Genomic DNA, 16728 nt, shown 5'->3' with positions numbered 1-16728 from the left:
TGGCCTGCGCCGCGGCACCTCCTGCTGTTCCCATTCAAGACAAGGAGTACCGCATGAAGCTGCTGAGCGCATTGCTGTGGTCGTCACTGCTGGCCACGGTGGCCCCGTCTGCGTGGGCACAGGCCAATACCATTCCCTCGCAGCCGCACCTGCTGGTGAAGGGCGAGGCGCGCCGCGTGGTGATGCCGGACCGGTTCGGCCTGCAGTTGAACATCGAAGAGACCGACATGGACGCCGACGCCGCGCGCCGCCGCGTGCAGGACAACGTTGCCCGCGTGCTGGCACTGTTCAAGCAGCACAAGGCGGTGGACGGCAGCGTGCGCGCGGACAACCTGCGGATTGGTCCTGCAACGCGCTATGAGCAGAACCGGCAGGTCTTCATCGGCACCCGCGTGTCACGCCAACTGCGCGCCAGCTTCGCCAGCGTCCAGCAGATGCAGGACGTGCTGGGGGCGCTGAAGGCCAATGAGAACGTGCAGGTCAGCAGCGTGGCTCCGACGTATTCGGGTGAAGTGGCGCTGCGTCGCGAACTCAAGGGCGAGGCGGCGGCCCAGACCCGCCAGTCCGCGCAGGGCCTGGCCAAGGCCTACGGCACCCAGCTGCGCGGTCTGTACAGCATTTCCGACGTGGCGCCGAACTTCGCCTATGGCATCCAGGCGGGCAGTTGGCCCAGCAGCGGGGAACTGGTGACGCCGCCTTCGCCGCCCGCGCCCGAGGCACCGATGAACAGCATCGAGAGCACGGGCTCCCGCCTGCGCGAGTCGGTGGAAGCCGGCCCCATCACCTACACCGAAAACGTATACGCCATTTTCCTGATAAGCGACGGAACCTGACCATGTTGTGGATGATCGACAACTACGACAGCTTCACCTACAACCTCGTGCAGTACCTGCAGACGCTGGGCGCCGAGGTCAAGGTGGTGCGCAACGATGCGATGAGCGTGGACGAGATCGCCGCGCAGAAGCCCGAGCGCATCGTCATCTCGCCCGGCCCGTGCACGCCCAACGAAGCGGGCGTGTCGCTGGAACTGATCCAGCGGCTGGGCCCGACCACGCCGATTCTCGGCGTCTGTCTGGGCCACCAGGGCATCGGTCAGGTCTACGGCGGCACGGTCATCCGTGCCGGCAACATCATGCACGGCAAGACCTCGCCGATCCGCCATGAAGGCAAGGGCGTGTTCGCCGGCCTGCCGGACCGCTATCAGGCCACCCGCTACCACTCGCTGGTGGTGGACAAGAACAGCCTGCCGGACGTGCTGGAAGTGACCGCCTGGACCGAGAACGACGACGGTTCGATCGAAGAGATCATGGGCCTGCGCCACCGCCAGTTCCCGGTGGAAGGCGTGCAGTTCCACCCCGAATCCATCCTCACCGAACACGGCCACGCCCTGCTGCGCAATTTCCTGCAGCGTCCGGCGGCCTGATCCAAGGAGCATTCCCATGAGCTTCTCCCCCCAGGAAGCCCTGCACCGCACCATCGAGCACCGCGAAATCTTCTTCGACGAAATGGTCGACCTGATGCGGCAGATCATGCGCGGCGATGTCTCGCCGATGATGACCGCGGCGATCCTCACCGGCCTGCGCGTGAAGAAGGAGACCGTGGACGAAATCGCCGCGGCGGCGACCGTGATGCGTGAATTCGCCCGGCCAGTGCCGGTGGCCGACACCACGAACCTGGTCGATATCGTCGGTACCGGTGGCGATGGCTCGCACACCTTCAACATTTCCACCTGCGCGATGTTCGTCGCCGCCGCCGCAGGCGCGCGCGTGGCCAAGCACGGCAACCGCAGCGTGTCGTCCAAGTCAGGCAGCGCCGATGCGCTCGAAGCGCTGGGCGCGGTGATCGAGCTGCAGCCGGAGCAGGTGGCGCAGGCCATCGACCGGACCGGCATCGGCTTCATGTTCGCGCCGATCCATCACCCGTCGATGAAGGTGGTGGCCCCGGTCCGCCGCGAAATGGGTGTGCGCACCATCTTCAACATCCTCGGCCCATTGACCAACCCGGCCAGCGCGCCGGCGGTGCTGATGGGCGTGTTCCATCCCGATCTGGTAGGCATCCAGGCGCGCGTGCTGCGCGAACTGGGCACCGAGCGCGCCATGGTGGTCTGGGGCCGCGACAACATGGACGAGATCTCGCTGGGCGCCGGCACCCTGGTGGGCGAACTGCGCGACGGCAAGGTGCGCGAGTACGAGATCCATCCGGAAGACTTCGGCATTGCCATGTCGGCCAGCCGCAACCTGCGCGTGGATGGCCCGGAGCAGTCCATTGCCCTGCTGCGCGCGGTGCTGGACAACGAACCCGGCCCGGCGCTGGATATCGTTGCCCTCAACGCGGGCGCGGCGCTGTACGTGGCCGGCGTGGCCAGCGACATCGGCGACGGCCTGGCCCGCGCCCGTGCCGCCATCGCCAACGGCAGCGCCCGCCAGCGCCTGCAGCAGTACGTTGACACCACCCGCGCGCTGGTTGCCTGAGCGCGCGGTTCAGCCTGACCCACCCGATGGCCGATAATGGCCGTCCTCACCGCCCCAGTACCGAAGCGACGACGATGAGCGACATCCTGCAGACGATCCTGGCCCGCAAGGCCGAAGAAGTAGCCCAGCGCCGCGCCCAGCGCCCGCTCGAGGAGCTGCAGGCCGCCTTGGCCAGCGCCCCGCCGGTCCGTGGCTTCGTGCGCGCGCTGCAGGCGGCGGTGGCCAACGGCGACCCGGCGGTGATCGCCGAGGTGAAGAAGGCCAGCCCGTCCAAGGGCGTGATCCGCCCGGATTTCCGCCCGGCCGACATTGCCGTCAGCTACGAATTCGGCGGTGCCAGCTGCCTGTCGGTGCTGACCGACGTCGATTTCTTCCAGGGCGCCGACGCCTACCTGCAGCAGGCCCGCGAGGCCTGCACGCTGCCGGTGCTGCGCAAGGACTTCGTGATCGACGCCTACCAGGTGTACGAAGCGCGCGTGCTTGGCGCCGACTGCATCCTGCTGATCGTCGCCGCGCTGGACGACACCCAGCTGGCCACCCTGTCCGAACTGGCGCTTTCGCTGGGCATGGACGTGCTGGTGGAAGTGCATGACATCGATGAGCTGGAGCGCGCGCTGCAGGTGCCGGCTCCGATGATCGGCATCAACAACCGCAATCTGCGCACCTTCGAGGTGTCGCTGCAGACCACCCTGGACATGCAGAAGGCGGTGCCGCGTGATCGCCTGCTGGTCACCGAAAGCGGCATCCTCGGCCCGCAGGACGTGGCCCTGATGCGCGACGCCGGCATCCACGCGTTCCTGGTCGGCGAGGCCTTCATGCGCGTGGAAGAGCCGGGCGAGGGCCTGCGTCAGCTATTCTTCGCGGCATGACAACGCACTATCCAACGCCGCGCGAGGATGCGCCGCTGGTGGTCTTCGACTTCGACCACACCCTCTACGACGGCGATTCGGGCACCCACCTGTTCGCCTCGCTGATCAAGCGCAACCCGCTGCGCATGCTGGCCGCACTGCTGGTCACGCCGATCGCCGGGCCGCTGGTGGCGATGCTGCCGACCCGTCGAGCGGGTATTTCGGTTTACGTGTGGATCGGCAGTTTCGGCCTGCACCGGGCGCGTGATTTCAACAAGGTGATCGACGCGTACGTGCTGCGCAACGAGGCGCAGATGCGCGCCAAGCTGCTGCCGCAGGCGCTGGACATCTTTGCGGCGCATCGCGCCAAGGGGGACCGCGTGGTGGTCGCCACCGGTGCGCCGCCGGAACTGGCCCGCGCGATCCTGGCCTTCGTGGCCCACCAGGACGTGCCGGTGATCGGCACCGAGGTCGGCCCGCGGCTGGGGGGCGTCGGCCCGACCCGCCACTGCCACAACGAAGAAAAGATGCGCATGCTGCGCGAGCGCGGTTACGGCAACATCGATATCGCCTACTCCGACAGCACCGCCGACCTGCCGCTGCTGCTGGCCGCGAAAGCGCCGGTGGTGGTGAACCCGAAGCGCTCCAAGGTGGATTTCTTCCGCAGCGTGCTGCCGGCCGGTACCCGCATCCTCAACTGGGGCTGCGTGGACCGCGGCGGCGACAAGGCCTGATCCGAGCCTGCTGTAGAGCCGAGCCATGCTCGGCTGCTCTTCGTTGCGGTATCCGTGCGCCATCAGCCGAGCATGGCTCGGCTCTACAGGGGATGACTCAGCGATACAGGTGCCCGTACACCGCATGGCCGATCTGGAACAGGCTGATGCCCAGCACCAGCATGCCAACGGCCACCAGCACCCAGCGCTCCTTCACCCGCTTGACCAGGATGGCCGCCACTGGCGCAGCCATCATGCCGCCGATCAGCAGGCCGGCGACGATCTGCAGGTGCTGCACGCCCATCGACAGCAGGAAGGTGGCCGAGATGGTCAGGGTGACGATGAACTCGGCCGCGTTGACCGTGCCGAGGGTGGTACGCGCCTGGCCGCCGCGGGCAAGCAGGGTGGACGTGGCCACCGGGCCCCAGCCGCCGCCGCCACTGGCGTCCAGCAGGCCGGCGAAGAAGCCCAGCACCGGTACCCGGCGGATTTCGCCCTTGGGCATCCAGCGGCCGGCGGCGCGGGCCAGGATGATGATCGCCAGCACCAGCAGGTACAGGTAGATCAACGGGCGGATGATGTCGCCGGGGATCTGGGTGAGTACGTAGGCGCCCACCGCGCCGCCCACCGCACCGGGCAGGGCCAGGCGCAGGAATAGGCGCTTATCGACATTTCCGGCGGCAAGGTGCGACACGCCCGAGGCGCCGGTGGTGAATACTTCGGCGGTGTGGATGCTGGCGCTGACCTGCGCCGGTGGCAGGCCCATGCTCAGCATCACCGACGAGGACACCAGGCCGAAGGCCATGCCCAGCGCACCGTCGACCAGCTGTGCGCCGAGGCCGATGAGGATGAACCACCAGAATTCGCTGCTCAGTTCCATGCACCGAGCCTAGCGCGCGAAGGAGTGCGGACCAAGGTCCGCACCCACCGGGTGCTCAACGGTCAACGGGTGCCGTACAGCACCACGGTCTTGCCGCGTGCATGCAGCAGGCCGTCGGTCTGCAGCTTCTTCAGCACGCGGCCGGCCATTTCGCGCGAGCAGCCGACCAGGCGGGCCAGTTCCTGGCGCGACACGCGCAGCTGGCTGCCCTGCGGATGGCTCATCGCTTCCGGTTCCTGCGCCAGATCGTGCAGCGTGCGCACGATTCGATCGGTAACGTCAAGGAATGCCAGGCGGCTGGCTTTGCGGCTGGTATCGAGCAGGCGCTTGGAGATCTGCTGGCCCAGCGCGTACAGCAGGCGCGGGGCGTCGGCGGACAGCGGGCCGAGGAACAGCTGGTGCAGGCGCTCGTAGCTGATTTCGGCCAGTTCGCAGGCGGTACGGGTCCGCAGGATCACCTCGCGGCGGTCCGATTCGACGAACAGGCCCATTTCGCCAACGAACTCGCCGGCACCGAAGTAGCCCAGCACAAGCTCGCGATCATCATCTTCCTCGGCCATGATCGAAACCGAGCCGCTGACAACGTAATACAGGGTTCCCGCCGGGTCACCGGGTCGGAAGACGTCGGTACGGGTGGGATATCGCCGCCGGTGGCTGTGCGCCAGGAAACGATCGATGGTGGCGATATCCAAGGCCAGTGGACTGCTAGCTAGGCGCACGGTTGACACGATAGGGGCGCTCCCTCTGCGCATGAACGGATTCACGGGGTCGATAGCGGAGCTTAACCAGCGCAATTGTTAAGGGCAAACAGTGTGCCAGAACTCTTGCGTCTTCACGTTCCCCCCGGGGGCAGTTTGCCCCATAATTCCCCCTTTCCCTTCTTACACAGGAATCGACCGCCGTGGTCAAGCCGTTGCCTCGCCTGAGGCTGCAGGGTTTCAACAACCTCACCAAGGCGCTGAGCTTCAACATCTATGACGTGTGTTACGCGCGCACCGAAGAGGAGCGTCAGCGTTACATTGAATACATCGATGAAGAGTACAACGCCGACAGGCTGACTCAAATCTTGACCGATGTCGCCGAGATCATCGGCGCCAACATCCTGAACGTGGCCCGCCAGGACTACGACCCGCAGGGTGCCTCGGTGACCATCCTGATCTCCGAAGAGCCGGTGATCGACAAGAAGCTGGCCGGCAAGGAGCTGATCTCCGACGCCGTGGTCGCGCACATGGACAAGAGCCACATCACTGTCCACACCTACCCGGAAACCCATCCGCAGGAAGGTATCGCGACGTTCCGCGCGGATATCGACGTGGCCACCTGTGGCGTCATTTCCCCGCTGAAGGCCCTGAACTACCTGATCGAGAGCCTTGAGTCGGACATCGTGATCATGGACTACCGCGTCCGTGGCTTCACCCGCGATGTGAAGGGCAAGAAGCACTTCATCGACCACAAGATCAACTCGATCCAGAACTTCCTGGCCAAGAACATCAAGTCGCGTTACGAGATGTTCGACGTCAACGTCTACCAGGAAAACATCTTCCACACGAAGATGCACCTGAAGGACTTCGACCTGGACCAGTACCTGTTCGAGGAGAAGGCCAAGAACCTGTCGTTCAAGGAACGCATGAAGATCGAAGCGCTGCTCAAGCGCGAGATCGAAGAGCTGTTCCACGGCCGCAACCTGTCCGAGTAAGCCCCATGCGCGATGCCCGCAGGCATCGCCACCCAGGCGGGACGACCCGCCCCGTGGAACCAGTGCCCCGCACGCGTTACAGTTCCACGGTGATGTACCGACCCACGGCCCGGTGTGAAAACACCGGGCCGTTTCGTTTTTCTCAAAAAAGGTAAGGAGCCCCCACCCATGCCCTGGATCCATCTGTTGCTGGCCGGTCTGTTCGAGATCGGTTTCGCACTTGGAATGAAGTACTCCGAAGGCTTCAGCAAACCCCTGCCTACCGTTGCCACGGTGGTGTCCGCATTGATCAGCCTGTACCTGATGAGCCAGGCGATGAAGAGCATCCCGGTCGGTACGGCCTATGCGATCTGGACCGGCATCGGCGCCCTGGGCGTGGCGGTGCTGGGTATCTACCTGTTCAACGACAGCGCCTCACCGGCCCGCCTGGCCTGCGTGGGCCTGATCGTGGCCGGTGTGATCGGCCTGAAGCTGGTCTCGCCCAATTGATTGACGGGGTCGGATCCCTTTTCCGCGGGAAAAGGGCTCTGACCCCATCATGGATCACGGACCGTAAGGGGGCAGAGCCCTTTCCCGATGGGAAAGGGATCCGACCCCGGCGGGTTCCCTACAGCCGGTAGGCGATGGTCTTCATGACCTTGGAGGCCACCGCCATCACCCCCGGAATCGGGAACGGCAGGCGGCGTGCGCCGGCCTGCTCGGCGTGGACCGCATGGCGGGCCTCGTCGTCCTTCATCACCGCGATGACCGCGCGGCTGCGCAGGTCGCCGGCCGGCAGGTCGACCAGATGCTCGTCCAGATGGGCCTCCACCTGGCGCTCGGTCTCGACCACGAAGCCCAGGTTCCAGCCGTCGCCGCGCAGCCCGGCCAGGGTGCCGATGGTGTAGCTGCCGGCGTACCACAGCGGGTTGAACAGGCTCGGACGGCTGTCCAGCTCACGCAGTCGGGTGGCGCACCAGGCCAGGTGGTCGGTTTCTTCCTGCGCCGCTTCCAGCAGGTGTTCGCGCGTGGCCGGGTCGCGGGCCACGGCGGCCTGGCCGAAATACAGGCCCTGCGCGCAGACCTCGCCGACGTGGTTGATCCGCATCAGGCCCGCGGCGTGGCGCCGCTCGGCGCTGTCCATGCCGGGCTCGTCGGTGTCCGCGGCCGGGTAGGGGCGGGCCGCCGGCGGATTGCCGAACACTGTGTCCAGGGCGCGCTGCGCCTCGGTCAGCAGGTGGTCCAGCGGGGTGGTCTGGCGGAGCACGGTCATGGCAGTACGGGGTGGGGCGGAAGACCCCTCGATTCTCGCCCGGCCCCGCGCCCCTGCCAACCCGGCCCAGGGGGCGGGTTGCGCGCCCCCGGCAAGATGAGTACAATCCCGCCTCTTACGCTTCACCTTTTCACAACGCGTGGCAGAGTTCCGGCGAGCCTTTCGCCGCAATGAGCCCGACCTAACCTAGAGTTCTTCATGAGCACTTTCACTGCCAAGAACGAGACCGTCCAGCGCGACTGGTACCTCGTCGACGCCGAGGGCAAGACCCTGGGCCGTCTCGCCACCGAGCTGGCCCGCCGTCTGCGCGGCAAGCACAAGCCGGTCTACACCCCCCACGTTGATACCGGCGACTACCTGGTCGTCATCAATGCAGAAAAGATTGCCGTCACCGGCAAGAAGCTGCAGGACAAGATGTATCACCGTTTCACCGGCTACATCGGCAACCTGAAGACCGAGTCCCTGGCCCAGGCGCTGGAGCGTCACCCGGAGCGCGTGATCGAGATCGCCGTGAAGGGCATGCTGCCGAAGGGCCCGCTGGGTCGCCAGATGTACCGCAAGCTCAAGGTCTACGCTGGCACTGAGCATCCGCACGCCGCACAGCAGCCGCAGGTTCTGGATATCTAATCATGGCTATCACTCAAAACTACGGCACTGGCCGCCGCAAGTCCTCCACCGCTCGCGTGTTCCTGCGCAAGGGTTCGGGCAACATCACCGTCAATGGCCGTCCGCTGGACGAGTTCTTCGGTCGTGAGACTGCGCGCATGATCGTGCGCCAGCCGCTCGAGCTGACCAAGAACACCGAAAGCTTCGACATCCTGGTCACCGCCGCTGGCGGCGGCACCACCGGCCAGGCCGGTGCGATCCGTCTGGGCATCGCCCGTGCGCTGGTCGAGTACGACGAAACCCTGAAGTCCGAGCTGCGCAAGGCTGGCTTCATGACCCGTGACGCCCGTGAAGTCGAGCGTAAGAAGGTCGGTCTGCACAAGGCCCGTCGCGCCACCCAGTTCTCCAAGCGCTGATTTACCGCGCCTGGCTGGGCTCCTTCGGGAGCCCGCTGGATGGAAAAGCAAAAGCCCGGCCGAAGCCGGGCTTTTGTCGTTTCGGGGGAGTGTGCATTGGAGGGGGTGGGGTCAGGGCCTTTTCCTGCGGAAAAGGATCCGACCCTGTGTCTCTGTAGAGCCGAGCCGATGCTCGGCTGCTCCTGGTCGGTGGGATGCGCGACCAAATTAAAAGCAAAAGGCCAGATCTTTCGATCTGGCCTTTTGCTTTTAATTTGGCTGCCCCGGATGGATTCGAACCACCGAATGCCTGAGTCAGAGTCAGGTGCCTTACCGCTTGGCGACGGGGCAAAACGTGCAACTATTTTCTCACTTTTCACGCTGAAAAACAACTTGATTTTCAGTGTGGTGGCTATGGGTGGACTCGAACCACCGACCCCAGCATTATGAGTGCTGTGCTCTAACCGGCTGAGCTACATAGCCTTGGTGAGCCCGCTATTCTGCGGATGTGTATCGACCCTGTCAACACTTTTGTGTCGTGCTTGTGGGCCGACAGAGGGCATGGGATAGTCCCGACCAGTAGATTTTCTTAGGAGTCCGCATCGTGATCGATCCGGACGGCTATCGACCGAACGTCGGCATCGTGCTGATGCGGCAGGACGGCCAGGTGTTCTGGGCACGACGTGTGCGCCGGGATGGTTGGCAGTTCCCGCAGGGTGGCATGAACACCGACGAGACGCCTGTCGAGGCCATGTATCGTGAACTGCAGGAAGAGACCGGCCTGCTGCCTGAGCATGTGGAAGTGCTTGGGGCGACACCCGGCTGGCTGCGCTACAAGCTGCCGGCGCGGGCCATCCGCCGCAACGAGCGGCAGGTCTGCATCGGCCAGAAGCAGGTCTGGTTCCTGCTGCGCCTGACCGGCGACGAATCCCACGTGAAGCTGGACCACACCGACTCGCCCGAGTTCGACCACTGGCGCTGGGTGGACTTCTGGTATCCGGTGGAGCATGTGGTGATGTTCAAGCGTGGCGTCTATGCGCGTGCGTTGCGACATCTGGCGCCGCTGGCGCGCGGGGTGGCCGGGCAGGGGGTTACCGCCATGCCCAAGAGCGCCGCCGAGGCCTGGATGCCGGGCCATACTGCCGGGCATGACCGCCCACGCAAGCGCCCGCGGACCCGCGGCTACTGGCCGAAGAAGGCCACGGGCGACGGCCCGGCCAGCTGACGGGCTGAACGGTATCGAGAATGGTTCAGCTCTCTGATTGACAACCATTCTCGTTTCCATTGGAATAGCCAACAGGCCGCTTCTGGCCTGTCAGCCCGGTCCACGCCTGTGTACGTCTGCATCTGCAACGGAGTCACCGACCACCAGATCCGCGAAGCCGCCAGCAATGGCGTCACCTCGGTGGCCGAACTGACCATGCGTACCGGTTGCGGCGCTACCTGTGGTTCCTGCCTGGACATGGCCGGCGACCTGCTGGCCAAGGCGCGTGCCACCCACGATCTGCCGCTGCCGGTATTGGGCCTGGCCCAGGTCGCCTGATCGCTTCTTCGCGGCGCATTGACGCCGCGCTTTCGCATCCTTCACCTGCGGCCGCATAGGCCAATGCGCACGATTCGCGTTCCTTCACGACTGCATGCAAGGCGCTAAAGTGCCTGCGTTTTCAGCGTGCAGGAGCATCCCCATGAAGGGCGACACCAAGGTCATCGAATTCCTCAACAAGGTCCTCTACAACGAGCTGACCGCGATCAACCAGTATTTCCTGCACGCCAAGATGCTGAAGAACTGGGGCATCAAGGAACTGGCCGAACACGAGTACAAGGAATCGATCGACGAGATGAAGCATGCCGACATGCTCGCCGACCGCATCCTGTTCCTCGAAGGCCTGCCGAACTTCCAGGCACTGGGCAAGCTGCGCATCGGCGAGAACCCGACCGAGATCCTGCAGTGCGACCTGTCGCTGGAACGCGATGGCGTGGTCACCCTGCGCGAGGCCGTGGCCTATTCCGATTCGGTCGGCGACTACGTCAGCCGCCAGCTGTTCGTGAAGATCCTCGATTCGGAAGAAGAGCACATCGACTGGCTGGAAACCCAGCTGGACCTGATCGAGCGCATCGGCGAACCGAAGTACCTGCTGAGCAAGCTGGAAGAGTGAGTCAGCCGGCCTGGCCGGCGCGATGCTGTGCCAGGTAGCCCGTCAGTGCCACGCGCGCACGGGCGAATTCCGCAACCAGCAGCGCCACCGCCACTGCGGGGCGCTGCAGGCTGCCGCTGCGGGCTTCGTGCTCGATGCGCTGCGCGACTGCCGACAGCGACAGTGCGCCCACGTTCGCGCTGGATGACTTGAGGCTGTGCGCGACGGCCTGCAGGCGGGGCTCGTCGCCGGCCTGCGCGGCCTGCTGCAGCTGCTGCACCATCGTCGGCGTATCCTCCAGGAATACCGAGATGATCTGGATGGCGGTATCGCCGATCACCGCGTGCAGCTCGTCCAGCACGTCGCGGTCCAGCACCGGCTGTGGCTTGGAGCCGACTCGGCTGTCATCGTCTTGTAGAGCCGAGCCATGCTCGGCTGATGGAGCGCGACTGCTATTGGCCATCAGCCGAGCATGGCTCGGCTCTACCGAAGGCTGTCCCGGTGATGCAGCTTTCCCGCCCCCCCAGCGCTGCAGCAGCGCATGCAGGGTGGCACGTGCGATCGGCTTGGACAGGTAGTCGTCCATGCCGGCCTGCAGGCAGCGCTCGCGGTCACCAGCCATGGCATTGGCGGTCATCGCGATGATCGGCAGGCGTGGGCGCCCGTTCTCCACTTCCTCGGCGCGCCAGCGGCGGGTGGCGGCATAGCCGTCCAGAACCGGCATCTGGCAGTCCATCAGCACGACATCCACGCCCCCTTCGCGAAGGGCGACCAATGCCTGCTCGCCATCGGCGGCGTTGCGCACCACGCACTGGAACACGCCTAGCAGCTGCTCGGCCACCATGCGGTTGACCGTGTTGTCCTCCACCAGCAGCACGCGCAGGTGCAACGGCGGCAGCATGGGCGTGGGCTGCCCCGGTTCGGCATTGGCCAGCAGCGCGGCAGGGCGTGCATGCGCGACCGGTGCCGCCAGCAGTGCGTGCAGCGCAGCGTCGTCGAAATGCGCGGGTAGCTGCCGCTGGCGCGGGCGCGCTGGAAGGGCATCGTCCTGCAGCCACAGCACCTGCAGGGCGTCGTCCTCGCCACGCTCGGCCAACGCCTGTTGCAGCGTCGCTTCACCGATGCGGCGGGCGCGTGCATCGACCAGCAGCCAGGCTGGTGCCGGTTGCCCCGGCCTCGGTATCGCGCGCAGGCGCTCGACCACGGCATCGAACTGCGCCATGGCGTGCACCGGCAGTCCATGATGGGCCGCGATGCGCTCGATGCGTGCCTGCAGGATCGCATCGCTGCTGAACAGCAGCAGCGAGTCTGGCGTGCGCGCCATGGCCGGCAGGTCGCCGGGCACCTTCAGCAACGGGATCTCGAACCAGAACGTGGCGCCCTGGCCGGGCGTGGACTGCACGCCGATGCGCCCGTGCATCAGGTCGATGATGCGCTTGCAGATCGCCAGGCCCAGGCCGGTGCCACCGTAGATGCGGGTCGTTGAGGCATCGGCCTGGCTGAAGGACTGGAAGAGGCGCGCCTGCAGTGCCTCGTCGATGCCGATGCCGGTGTCGATGACCTCAAAGCGCAGCTGGTGCTGTGCCGCACCTTCGCCCAGGCGCTGCACGCGCAGCTGCACCTGGCCGCGTGCGGTGAACTTGATCGCGTTGGCCAGCAGGTTGCTCAACACCTGGCGCAGTCGTACCGGGTCGCCACGCACCGGCAGGCGCACCGACGGGTCCAGCTGCAGCCCCAGCGACAGGCCCTTGGCGTCGGCGGCGCGCTGCATGAGCTGCACCACGCCATCCAGCAGGTCACGCAGGTTGAAACTGGTGATCTCCAGTTCCAGTGCCTGCGCTTCCAGCCGCGAGTAGTCGAGGATGTCGTCGACGATGCGCAGCAGCTGCTGCGAGCTGGCCGAGGCGGTGGCCAGCATCTGCCGCTGGTCCTCGCCCAGCGGGCCGCGTGCGATCAGCTCCAGCATCGGCAGGATGCCGTTGAGCGGCGTACGGATCTCGTGGCTCATCGTGGCCAGGAACTCACCCTTGGCCAGCACGGCCGCCTCTGCGGCCTGCTTGGCCTGCAGCAGCTGCTGTTCCAGCTGCCCCTGGCGTTCGGTGGTGCGGCGCAGCTGGTCACGTTCGCTGGCCAACGCGCTGCGCTCACGCTGCAGGAGGGCCAGTGCATGGTTGCGCGCGCGCAGGCGCAGGCCCAACAGCAGCGCCGTGATGGAGGCCGCGGCAAGGGCAACCAGCAGCGCGACCCACATCGGCACGTCAGAGCACCGCGTTGTGGAAGTCGAAGTTCAGATCGCTGCCGGCAGACTGCACCATGTTGCCCTGGATGTAGTCGACACCGCCCACCCACATCGCGGCGGCAGCCTGTGGATCTTCGATCTGCTGGCCGATGATCTGCTGCCCGGCGGCGTGTGCCCGCTCGATTGCCCGGCGCAGCTCTTCGCGCGTGGCCGGATTGGAATGGCTGCTGGAGAAGCGCGCGGCCATGCGCACGAACGACAACGGCAGCTGGGTCAGCAGCGCATCGGCTTCGCCCCCGGGCTCGAACTGGCTCAGGCAGAAACGCACGCCGGCCCCTGCCATGCGTTCGCAGAACTGCTGCAGCGGCACGGTGTGGATCAGCGCATCCGGCAGGCGCACGTCGATCACCAGCGCACTGCCGGGCAGGCCGCGCTGCTGCAGTGATTCCAGCAGCCAGTCGGCGAAGGCATCGCGCTGCAGGGTGCGCAGTGACTGTGAGACGAACAGGTTCAGCGGTTGCGTCGCGTGCCGGTACAGGTCGAGCAGCCCCAGTGCATGGTCCATCACCTGCTGGTCGAGATCGGCGATGCGCCCGGCGGCTTCGGCGGCCGGAATCACCTGGCCTGCCGCCAGCAGCGTACCGTCGGCCTGGCGAAGGCGCAGCAGCAGCTGGTATTGCGCGGTATTGCCGCCGGCGACGGCGACGATCGGCTGGTAGGCCAGTTCAAGCTGGCCTTCCAGCAGTGCCAGGTGTTCCTGCTCGCTGATCACGTCGCGGTGCACGTGGCCGGCCACGCCGGCGCTGAGCAGGCGTGCCTGCAGGGTGGTGCGCTCGACCGCTTCCAGCGCGCTGTTGGCATCGTCGAAGCCCGGCGACAGCGGTGCATAGCCGACCACGCCGCGCAGGTGCACGGATTCGTCATCGCGGATCACGAAGGCCCGCGCCGACAACTGCTCGCGCAGCGCAGCGGCAATGCCTTCCAGGCTGTCCTCGCTGACATTGCGCGCAAGCAGCAGGAAGCTGTTGTCGTTCAGGCGCGCCAGCAGGTGCGGGTGCCCGGCTTCTGCCAGGCGTTGCCCGGCCTGCACCATCAGGCGCTCGAAGGCGGCATAGCCATAGCGCTCGCGCAGGCCCAGTGCGCTGGATATCTCGACGAACAGCACGCCGCCCTGGTCGCGGTGGGCGAGCGCGGCGTTGAGCTGCTGCAGCACGTGATGCCGCGTCGGCAGCCCGGTTTCCGGATTGCTGGTGGCCGGGGTGCCGGATACGCCGGGCAGGGTTGCGGCCTGCGCCCGCGCGCGGCGGATGCGGTTGGCCACGGCGGCGATCAGGTGGCGCGGGCGGATCGGCTTGCTCAGGTAGTCGTCGGCGCCACTGTCGAGCACCTCGAACTGGCGTTCCGGGTCCGGGTCGCCGCTGAGGAACACGATGGGCAGCAGCTGCAGGCCGGGCTGCTGGCGGATCAGCGCGGTCAGGCGCATTCCGTCCAGGCCGGGCAGGTGCAGGTCCATCAGGATCAGGTCGGGGCGATGTTCCTTGATCGCCTGCAGCGCGTCATCGGCATCGCTGTGCACGATCGCCTGCATGCCGGCGCCGTGCAGCACGCTCTGTGCGAACAGCGCCTGGGCACGATCATCCTCGACGATCAGCACGCGGTAGGGCGAATCGGAATGCAGCGGTGCGGGGTCATTGCTGCCGGCCTCTGCCAGCAGGGATGGGCCGGGCAGCGGTGGCGGTGCGCTGCCAATCCCAGGGGGTGTATCGACGGCCGCCAGCGGTGCGGCTGACGCCGGTGCTGCCGTGACCGCGGCCGCCGGGCCTGGCGCCCAGCGTTGCCAATGGTCGGCCGGAGGGGTTTCAGCGCGTCCCGGGCGGGCGCCCGCGGGGGATTCGTTTGCGGCCATCGGTGCTCCTGGTGTTCGCGTCCATTATGCGACAAGCCCGGCGATCAACCGGTGCCGGGCTGGCGTGCACTGTCGGGCGACGCAGTGCGTGCCAGCCAGCGCACGCCCTTCCACAGGGCGCGCCAGACCAGCCACACCAGCAGTGCGCCGGCCAGGCTGCAGGCCAGCACCACGATCAGCGCGATCCACGGGTGTGCCAGGGCCAGGGCCAGGCCACCGACCACCACGGTGTCCTCGGCGGCGGAGGCGACCCAGTTGCTGGCCGGTTCCGGCGACGTGTTGAGCAGGGCACGGGTGCCGGCTTTCAAGCCATGGCTGGCCAGCGCAACACCGGCACCGGCGGCGAGTGCACCGGTGCCGAGCTGGCCGTCCGGCGACAGCGTGGCCGCGGCGAGGAAAGCACCCGCAGGCACGCGTGCCAGGGTCTGCACCAGGTCCCAGGCCGAGTCCACGCCGGGGATCTTGTCGGCGAAGAATTCGGTCACCGCCAGTGCCGCCGAGGTGCCCAGCACCCACCACGATTCGGTGGCCTGCAGGGCGGGGGGCAGGTCGACCCAGCCGAGCAGGCCGGCCAGGCCGACGCCGAACACGGTGAGGTAGACGCGGATGCCGGCCAGCCAGGCCAGCAGGATGCCGATCACGAACAGGTGGGCTTCGGTCATGGCGGTGCTCCGGTGACGGAACTGTGCAGGGGGCCACACTATCGGCGATGGCGTGCCTGAACGCCACAGACCACGGTCGGGTGCTGCGCAGGAAACCCACCCGTCCTGTCATACACTAGCCCGTCGTTTGCCACAGGGGCCGTACCGGCGTCGCCCTCGCGATGCCCCGGAATCCACCCATGACCAACCGTCCTCCCATGCGCGTGCAGGTCCGCCTGCCCGGCGCGCCGCAACCGCCGGCCGACCGCCGCCGCCTGCTGGTGATCGGCGGCATCTGGCTGCTCAGCCTGGTGCTGGCGGTGCTCGGCGGCTGCTGGATGGCCACCCCGCGCGACGCGCAGGGCCAGCGCCTGCAGGCCGCCGAGAAGCGTGCCGAGACGCTGCAGGCACAGCTGACCGAACTGCGCCAGAAGCAGGCCACGCTGGAAGCCTCCGACCGAATCAGCCGCGCCGCCAATACCGAGGTGCAGTCCTCGCTGGCCGAGCGCGATGAGGAAATCGCCGGCCTGCGTGCCGACGTCGCCTTCTATGAGCGCCTGGTCGGTTCGACCAGCCAGCGCAAGGGCCTGAACACCCATTCGATCGAGTTCAGCCCGGAAGCGGCCGGCACCTGGCAGTACACCGCCGTGCTGACCCAGAACCTCAACCGTGGTGCCATCAGCCAGGGGCAGATGCGTTTCACCGTGGAAGGCGTGAAGAACGGCAAGCTGGCCACGATCAGCTGGGATGATCTGCACCAGCGCAGCAAGGTGCCGGGACAGGATTACTCGTTCCGGTACTTCCAGCAGCTCACCGGCAGCGTGATGCTGCCGGCTGACTTCACCCCGCAACGCGTGCGGGTGACATTGGGGAGTGGTACGGGGGGTACCACCCAGGTATTCGACTGGAAACAGGCCGGTGCGCCGGCCAGCAAAGGGGAGTAGGC

General features: G+C 66.6%; 19 protein-coding genes and 2 tRNA genes. 13 read left to right on the top strand and 8 right to left on the bottom strand.

Annotation, left to right across the window (positions count from 1 at the left end):
* Positions 1 to 53: 53 nt before the first annotated feature.
* The 5 genes from AASM09_RS20410 to AASM09_RS20390 all read left to right on the top strand — a co-directional run bounded on the left by AASM09_RS20410 (position 54) and on the right by AASM09_RS20390 (position 4053).
* The gene (locus AASM09_RS20410) at positions 54 to 833 is read left to right on the top strand and encodes an SIMPL domain-containing protein (protein WP_049426867.1); all 780 of its coding nucleotides are present in this window, start codon (positions 54 to 56) and stop codon (positions 831 to 833) included.
* A gap of 2 nt (positions 834 to 835) precedes the next feature.
* The gene (locus AASM09_RS20405; RefSeq protein WP_014038739.1) at positions 836 to 1423 is read left to right on the top strand and encodes an anthranilate synthase component II; all 588 of its coding nucleotides are present in this window, start codon (positions 836 to 838) and stop codon (positions 1421 to 1423) included.
* 16 nt (positions 1424 to 1439) lie between these two features.
* Positions 1440 to 2471 carry an anthranilate phosphoribosyltransferase gene (gene trpD, locus AASM09_RS20400; RefSeq protein WP_049426869.1) on the top strand — a complete coding sequence of 344 codons (1032 nt, stop codon included), beginning with the start codon at positions 1440 to 1442 and terminating at the stop codon, positions 2469 to 2471.
* 74 nt (positions 2472 to 2545) lie between these two features.
* Positions 2546 to 3340: an indole-3-glycerol phosphate synthase TrpC gene (trpC, locus tag AASM09_RS20395; protein WP_049426871.1), complete on the top strand. Its 795-nt coding sequence runs from the start codon at positions 2546 to 2548 to the stop codon at positions 3338 to 3340.
* Positions 3337 to 4053 carry a haloacid dehalogenase-like hydrolase gene (locus AASM09_RS20390; protein ID WP_049426872.1) on the top strand — a complete coding sequence of 239 codons (717 nt, stop codon included), beginning with the start codon at positions 3337 to 3339 and terminating at the stop codon, positions 4051 to 4053. The genes trpC and AASM09_RS20390 overlap by 4 nt, the downstream gene beginning before the upstream one ends.
* Positions 4054 to 4150: 97 nt before the next feature.
* Here AASM09_RS20390 and AASM09_RS20385 read toward each other — a convergent pair whose 3' ends face one another.
* Together AASM09_RS20385 and crp are read right to left on the bottom strand one after the other, a co-directional pair.
* On the bottom strand, positions 4151 to 4912 hold the full coding sequence (locus AASM09_RS20385) for a sulfite exporter TauE/SafE family protein (protein ID WP_343368590.1): 762 nt from the start codon (positions 4910 to 4912) through the stop codon (positions 4151 to 4153).
* 62 nt (positions 4913 to 4974) lie between these two features.
* Entirely contained in the window at positions 4975 to 5664 is a 690-nt protein-coding gene (crp, locus tag AASM09_RS20380; protein ID WP_012481435.1) for a cAMP-activated global transcriptional regulator CRP, read from the bottom strand.
* Between the two features lie 149 nt (positions 5665 to 5813).
* On the opposite strand from crp, the gene speD reads away from it, so the two are divergent.
* Together speD and AASM09_RS20370 are read left to right on the top strand one after the other, a co-directional pair.
* The gene (gene speD / locus AASM09_RS20375; RefSeq protein ID WP_005411315.1) at positions 5814 to 6608 is read left to right on the top strand and encodes an adenosylmethionine decarboxylase; all 795 of its coding nucleotides are present in this window, start codon (positions 5814 to 5816) and stop codon (positions 6606 to 6608) included.
* Between the two features lie 168 nt (positions 6609 to 6776).
* Positions 6777 to 7097 (top strand): DMT family transporter, encoded by a 321-nt coding sequence (locus AASM09_RS20370; protein WP_049426876.1) that lies wholly within the window; start codon positions 6777 to 6779, stop codon positions 7095 to 7097.
* A gap of 118 nt (positions 7098 to 7215) precedes the next feature.
* On the opposite strand, the gene coq7 is transcribed toward AASM09_RS20370, so the two are convergent.
* Positions 7216 to 7860, bottom strand: a complete 645-nt coding sequence (gene coq7 / locus AASM09_RS20365) for a 2-polyprenyl-3-methyl-6-methoxy-1,4-benzoquinone monooxygenase (protein WP_049426878.1) — start codon at positions 7858 to 7860, stop codon at positions 7216 to 7218.
* Between the two features lie 198 nt (positions 7861 to 8058).
* Between coq7 and rplM the strand changes: the two genes are divergently transcribed.
* Positions 8059 to 8487, top strand: coding sequence for a 50S ribosomal protein L13 (rplM, locus tag AASM09_RS20360; RefSeq protein ID WP_005414692.1), 429 nt, complete (start codon positions 8059 to 8061; stop codon positions 8485 to 8487).
* A 2-nt stretch (positions 8488 to 8489) separates the two neighbouring features.
* The gene (rpsI, locus tag AASM09_RS20355; protein ID WP_005411311.1) at positions 8490 to 8882 is read left to right on the top strand and encodes a 30S ribosomal protein S9; all 393 of its coding nucleotides are present in this window, start codon (positions 8490 to 8492) and stop codon (positions 8880 to 8882) included.
* A 255-nt stretch (positions 8883 to 9137) separates the two neighbouring features.
* On the opposite strand, the gene AASM09_RS20350 is transcribed toward rpsI, so the two are convergent.
* Together AASM09_RS20350 and AASM09_RS20345 are read right to left on the bottom strand one after the other, a co-directional pair.
* Positions 9138 to 9212, bottom strand: a tRNA-Gln gene (locus AASM09_RS20350).
* Between the two features lie 55 nt (positions 9213 to 9267).
* A tRNA-Met gene (locus AASM09_RS20345) sits at positions 9268 to 9344 on the bottom strand.
* A gap of 121 nt (positions 9345 to 9465) precedes the next feature.
* On the opposite strand from AASM09_RS20345, the gene AASM09_RS20340 reads away from it, so the two are divergent.
* The 3 genes from AASM09_RS20340 (at position 9466) to bfr (ending at position 11017) form a co-directional block, all read left to right on the top strand.
* The gene (locus AASM09_RS20340) at positions 9466 to 10086 is read left to right on the top strand and encodes an RNA pyrophosphohydrolase (protein WP_005411310.1); all 621 of its coding nucleotides are present in this window, start codon (positions 9466 to 9468) and stop codon (positions 10084 to 10086) included.
* Positions 10087 to 10194: 108 nt separating this feature from the next.
* Positions 10195 to 10404 carry a (2Fe-2S)-binding protein gene (locus AASM09_RS20335; protein ID WP_049426881.1) on the top strand — a complete coding sequence of 70 codons (210 nt, stop codon included), beginning with the start codon at positions 10195 to 10197 and terminating at the stop codon, positions 10402 to 10404.
* A gap of 142 nt (positions 10405 to 10546) precedes the next feature.
* Positions 10547 to 11017, top strand: a complete 471-nt coding sequence (bfr, locus tag AASM09_RS20330; RefSeq protein ID WP_005419804.1) for a bacterioferritin — start codon at positions 10547 to 10549, stop codon at positions 11015 to 11017.
* A 1-nt stretch (position 11018) separates the two neighbouring features.
* Here the strand turns inward: bfr and AASM09_RS20325 are convergent, their stop codons facing one another.
* Genes AASM09_RS20325 through AASM09_RS20315 form a run of 3 tightly spaced genes read right to left on the bottom strand, consistent with a single transcriptional unit; the run spans position 11019 to position 15803 of the window.
* A complete protein-coding gene (locus tag AASM09_RS20325) occupies positions 11019 to 13253 on the bottom strand; it encodes a hybrid sensor histidine kinase/response regulator (RefSeq protein WP_049426882.1) in 2235 nt (744 codons plus the stop codon).
* Position 13254: 1 nt separating this feature from the next.
* A complete protein-coding gene (locus tag AASM09_RS20320) occupies positions 13255 to 15141 on the bottom strand; it encodes an EAL domain-containing protein (protein ID WP_049426884.1) in 1887 nt (628 codons plus the stop codon).
* Between the two features lie 44 nt (positions 15142 to 15185).
* On the bottom strand, positions 15186 to 15803 hold the full coding sequence (locus AASM09_RS20315; RefSeq protein ID WP_049426886.1) for a DUF4126 domain-containing protein: 618 nt from the start codon (positions 15801 to 15803) through the stop codon (positions 15186 to 15188).
* 179 nt (positions 15804 to 15982) lie between these two features.
* Between AASM09_RS20315 and AASM09_RS20310 the strand changes: the two genes are divergently transcribed.
* The gene (locus tag AASM09_RS20310) at positions 15983 to 16726 is read left to right on the top strand and encodes a DUF6776 family protein (RefSeq protein WP_005411304.1); all 744 of its coding nucleotides are present in this window, start codon (positions 15983 to 15985) and stop codon (positions 16724 to 16726) included.
* Positions 16727 to 16728: the final 2 nt, after the last annotated feature.

This window comes from Stenotrophomonas maltophilia (assembly GCF_039555535.1).
GTDB lineage: Bacteria > Pseudomonadota > Gammaproteobacteria > Xanthomonadales > Xanthomonadaceae > Stenotrophomonas > Stenotrophomonas maltophilia_Q.
This window is presented reverse-complemented; position numbering and strand designations above follow the sequence as displayed.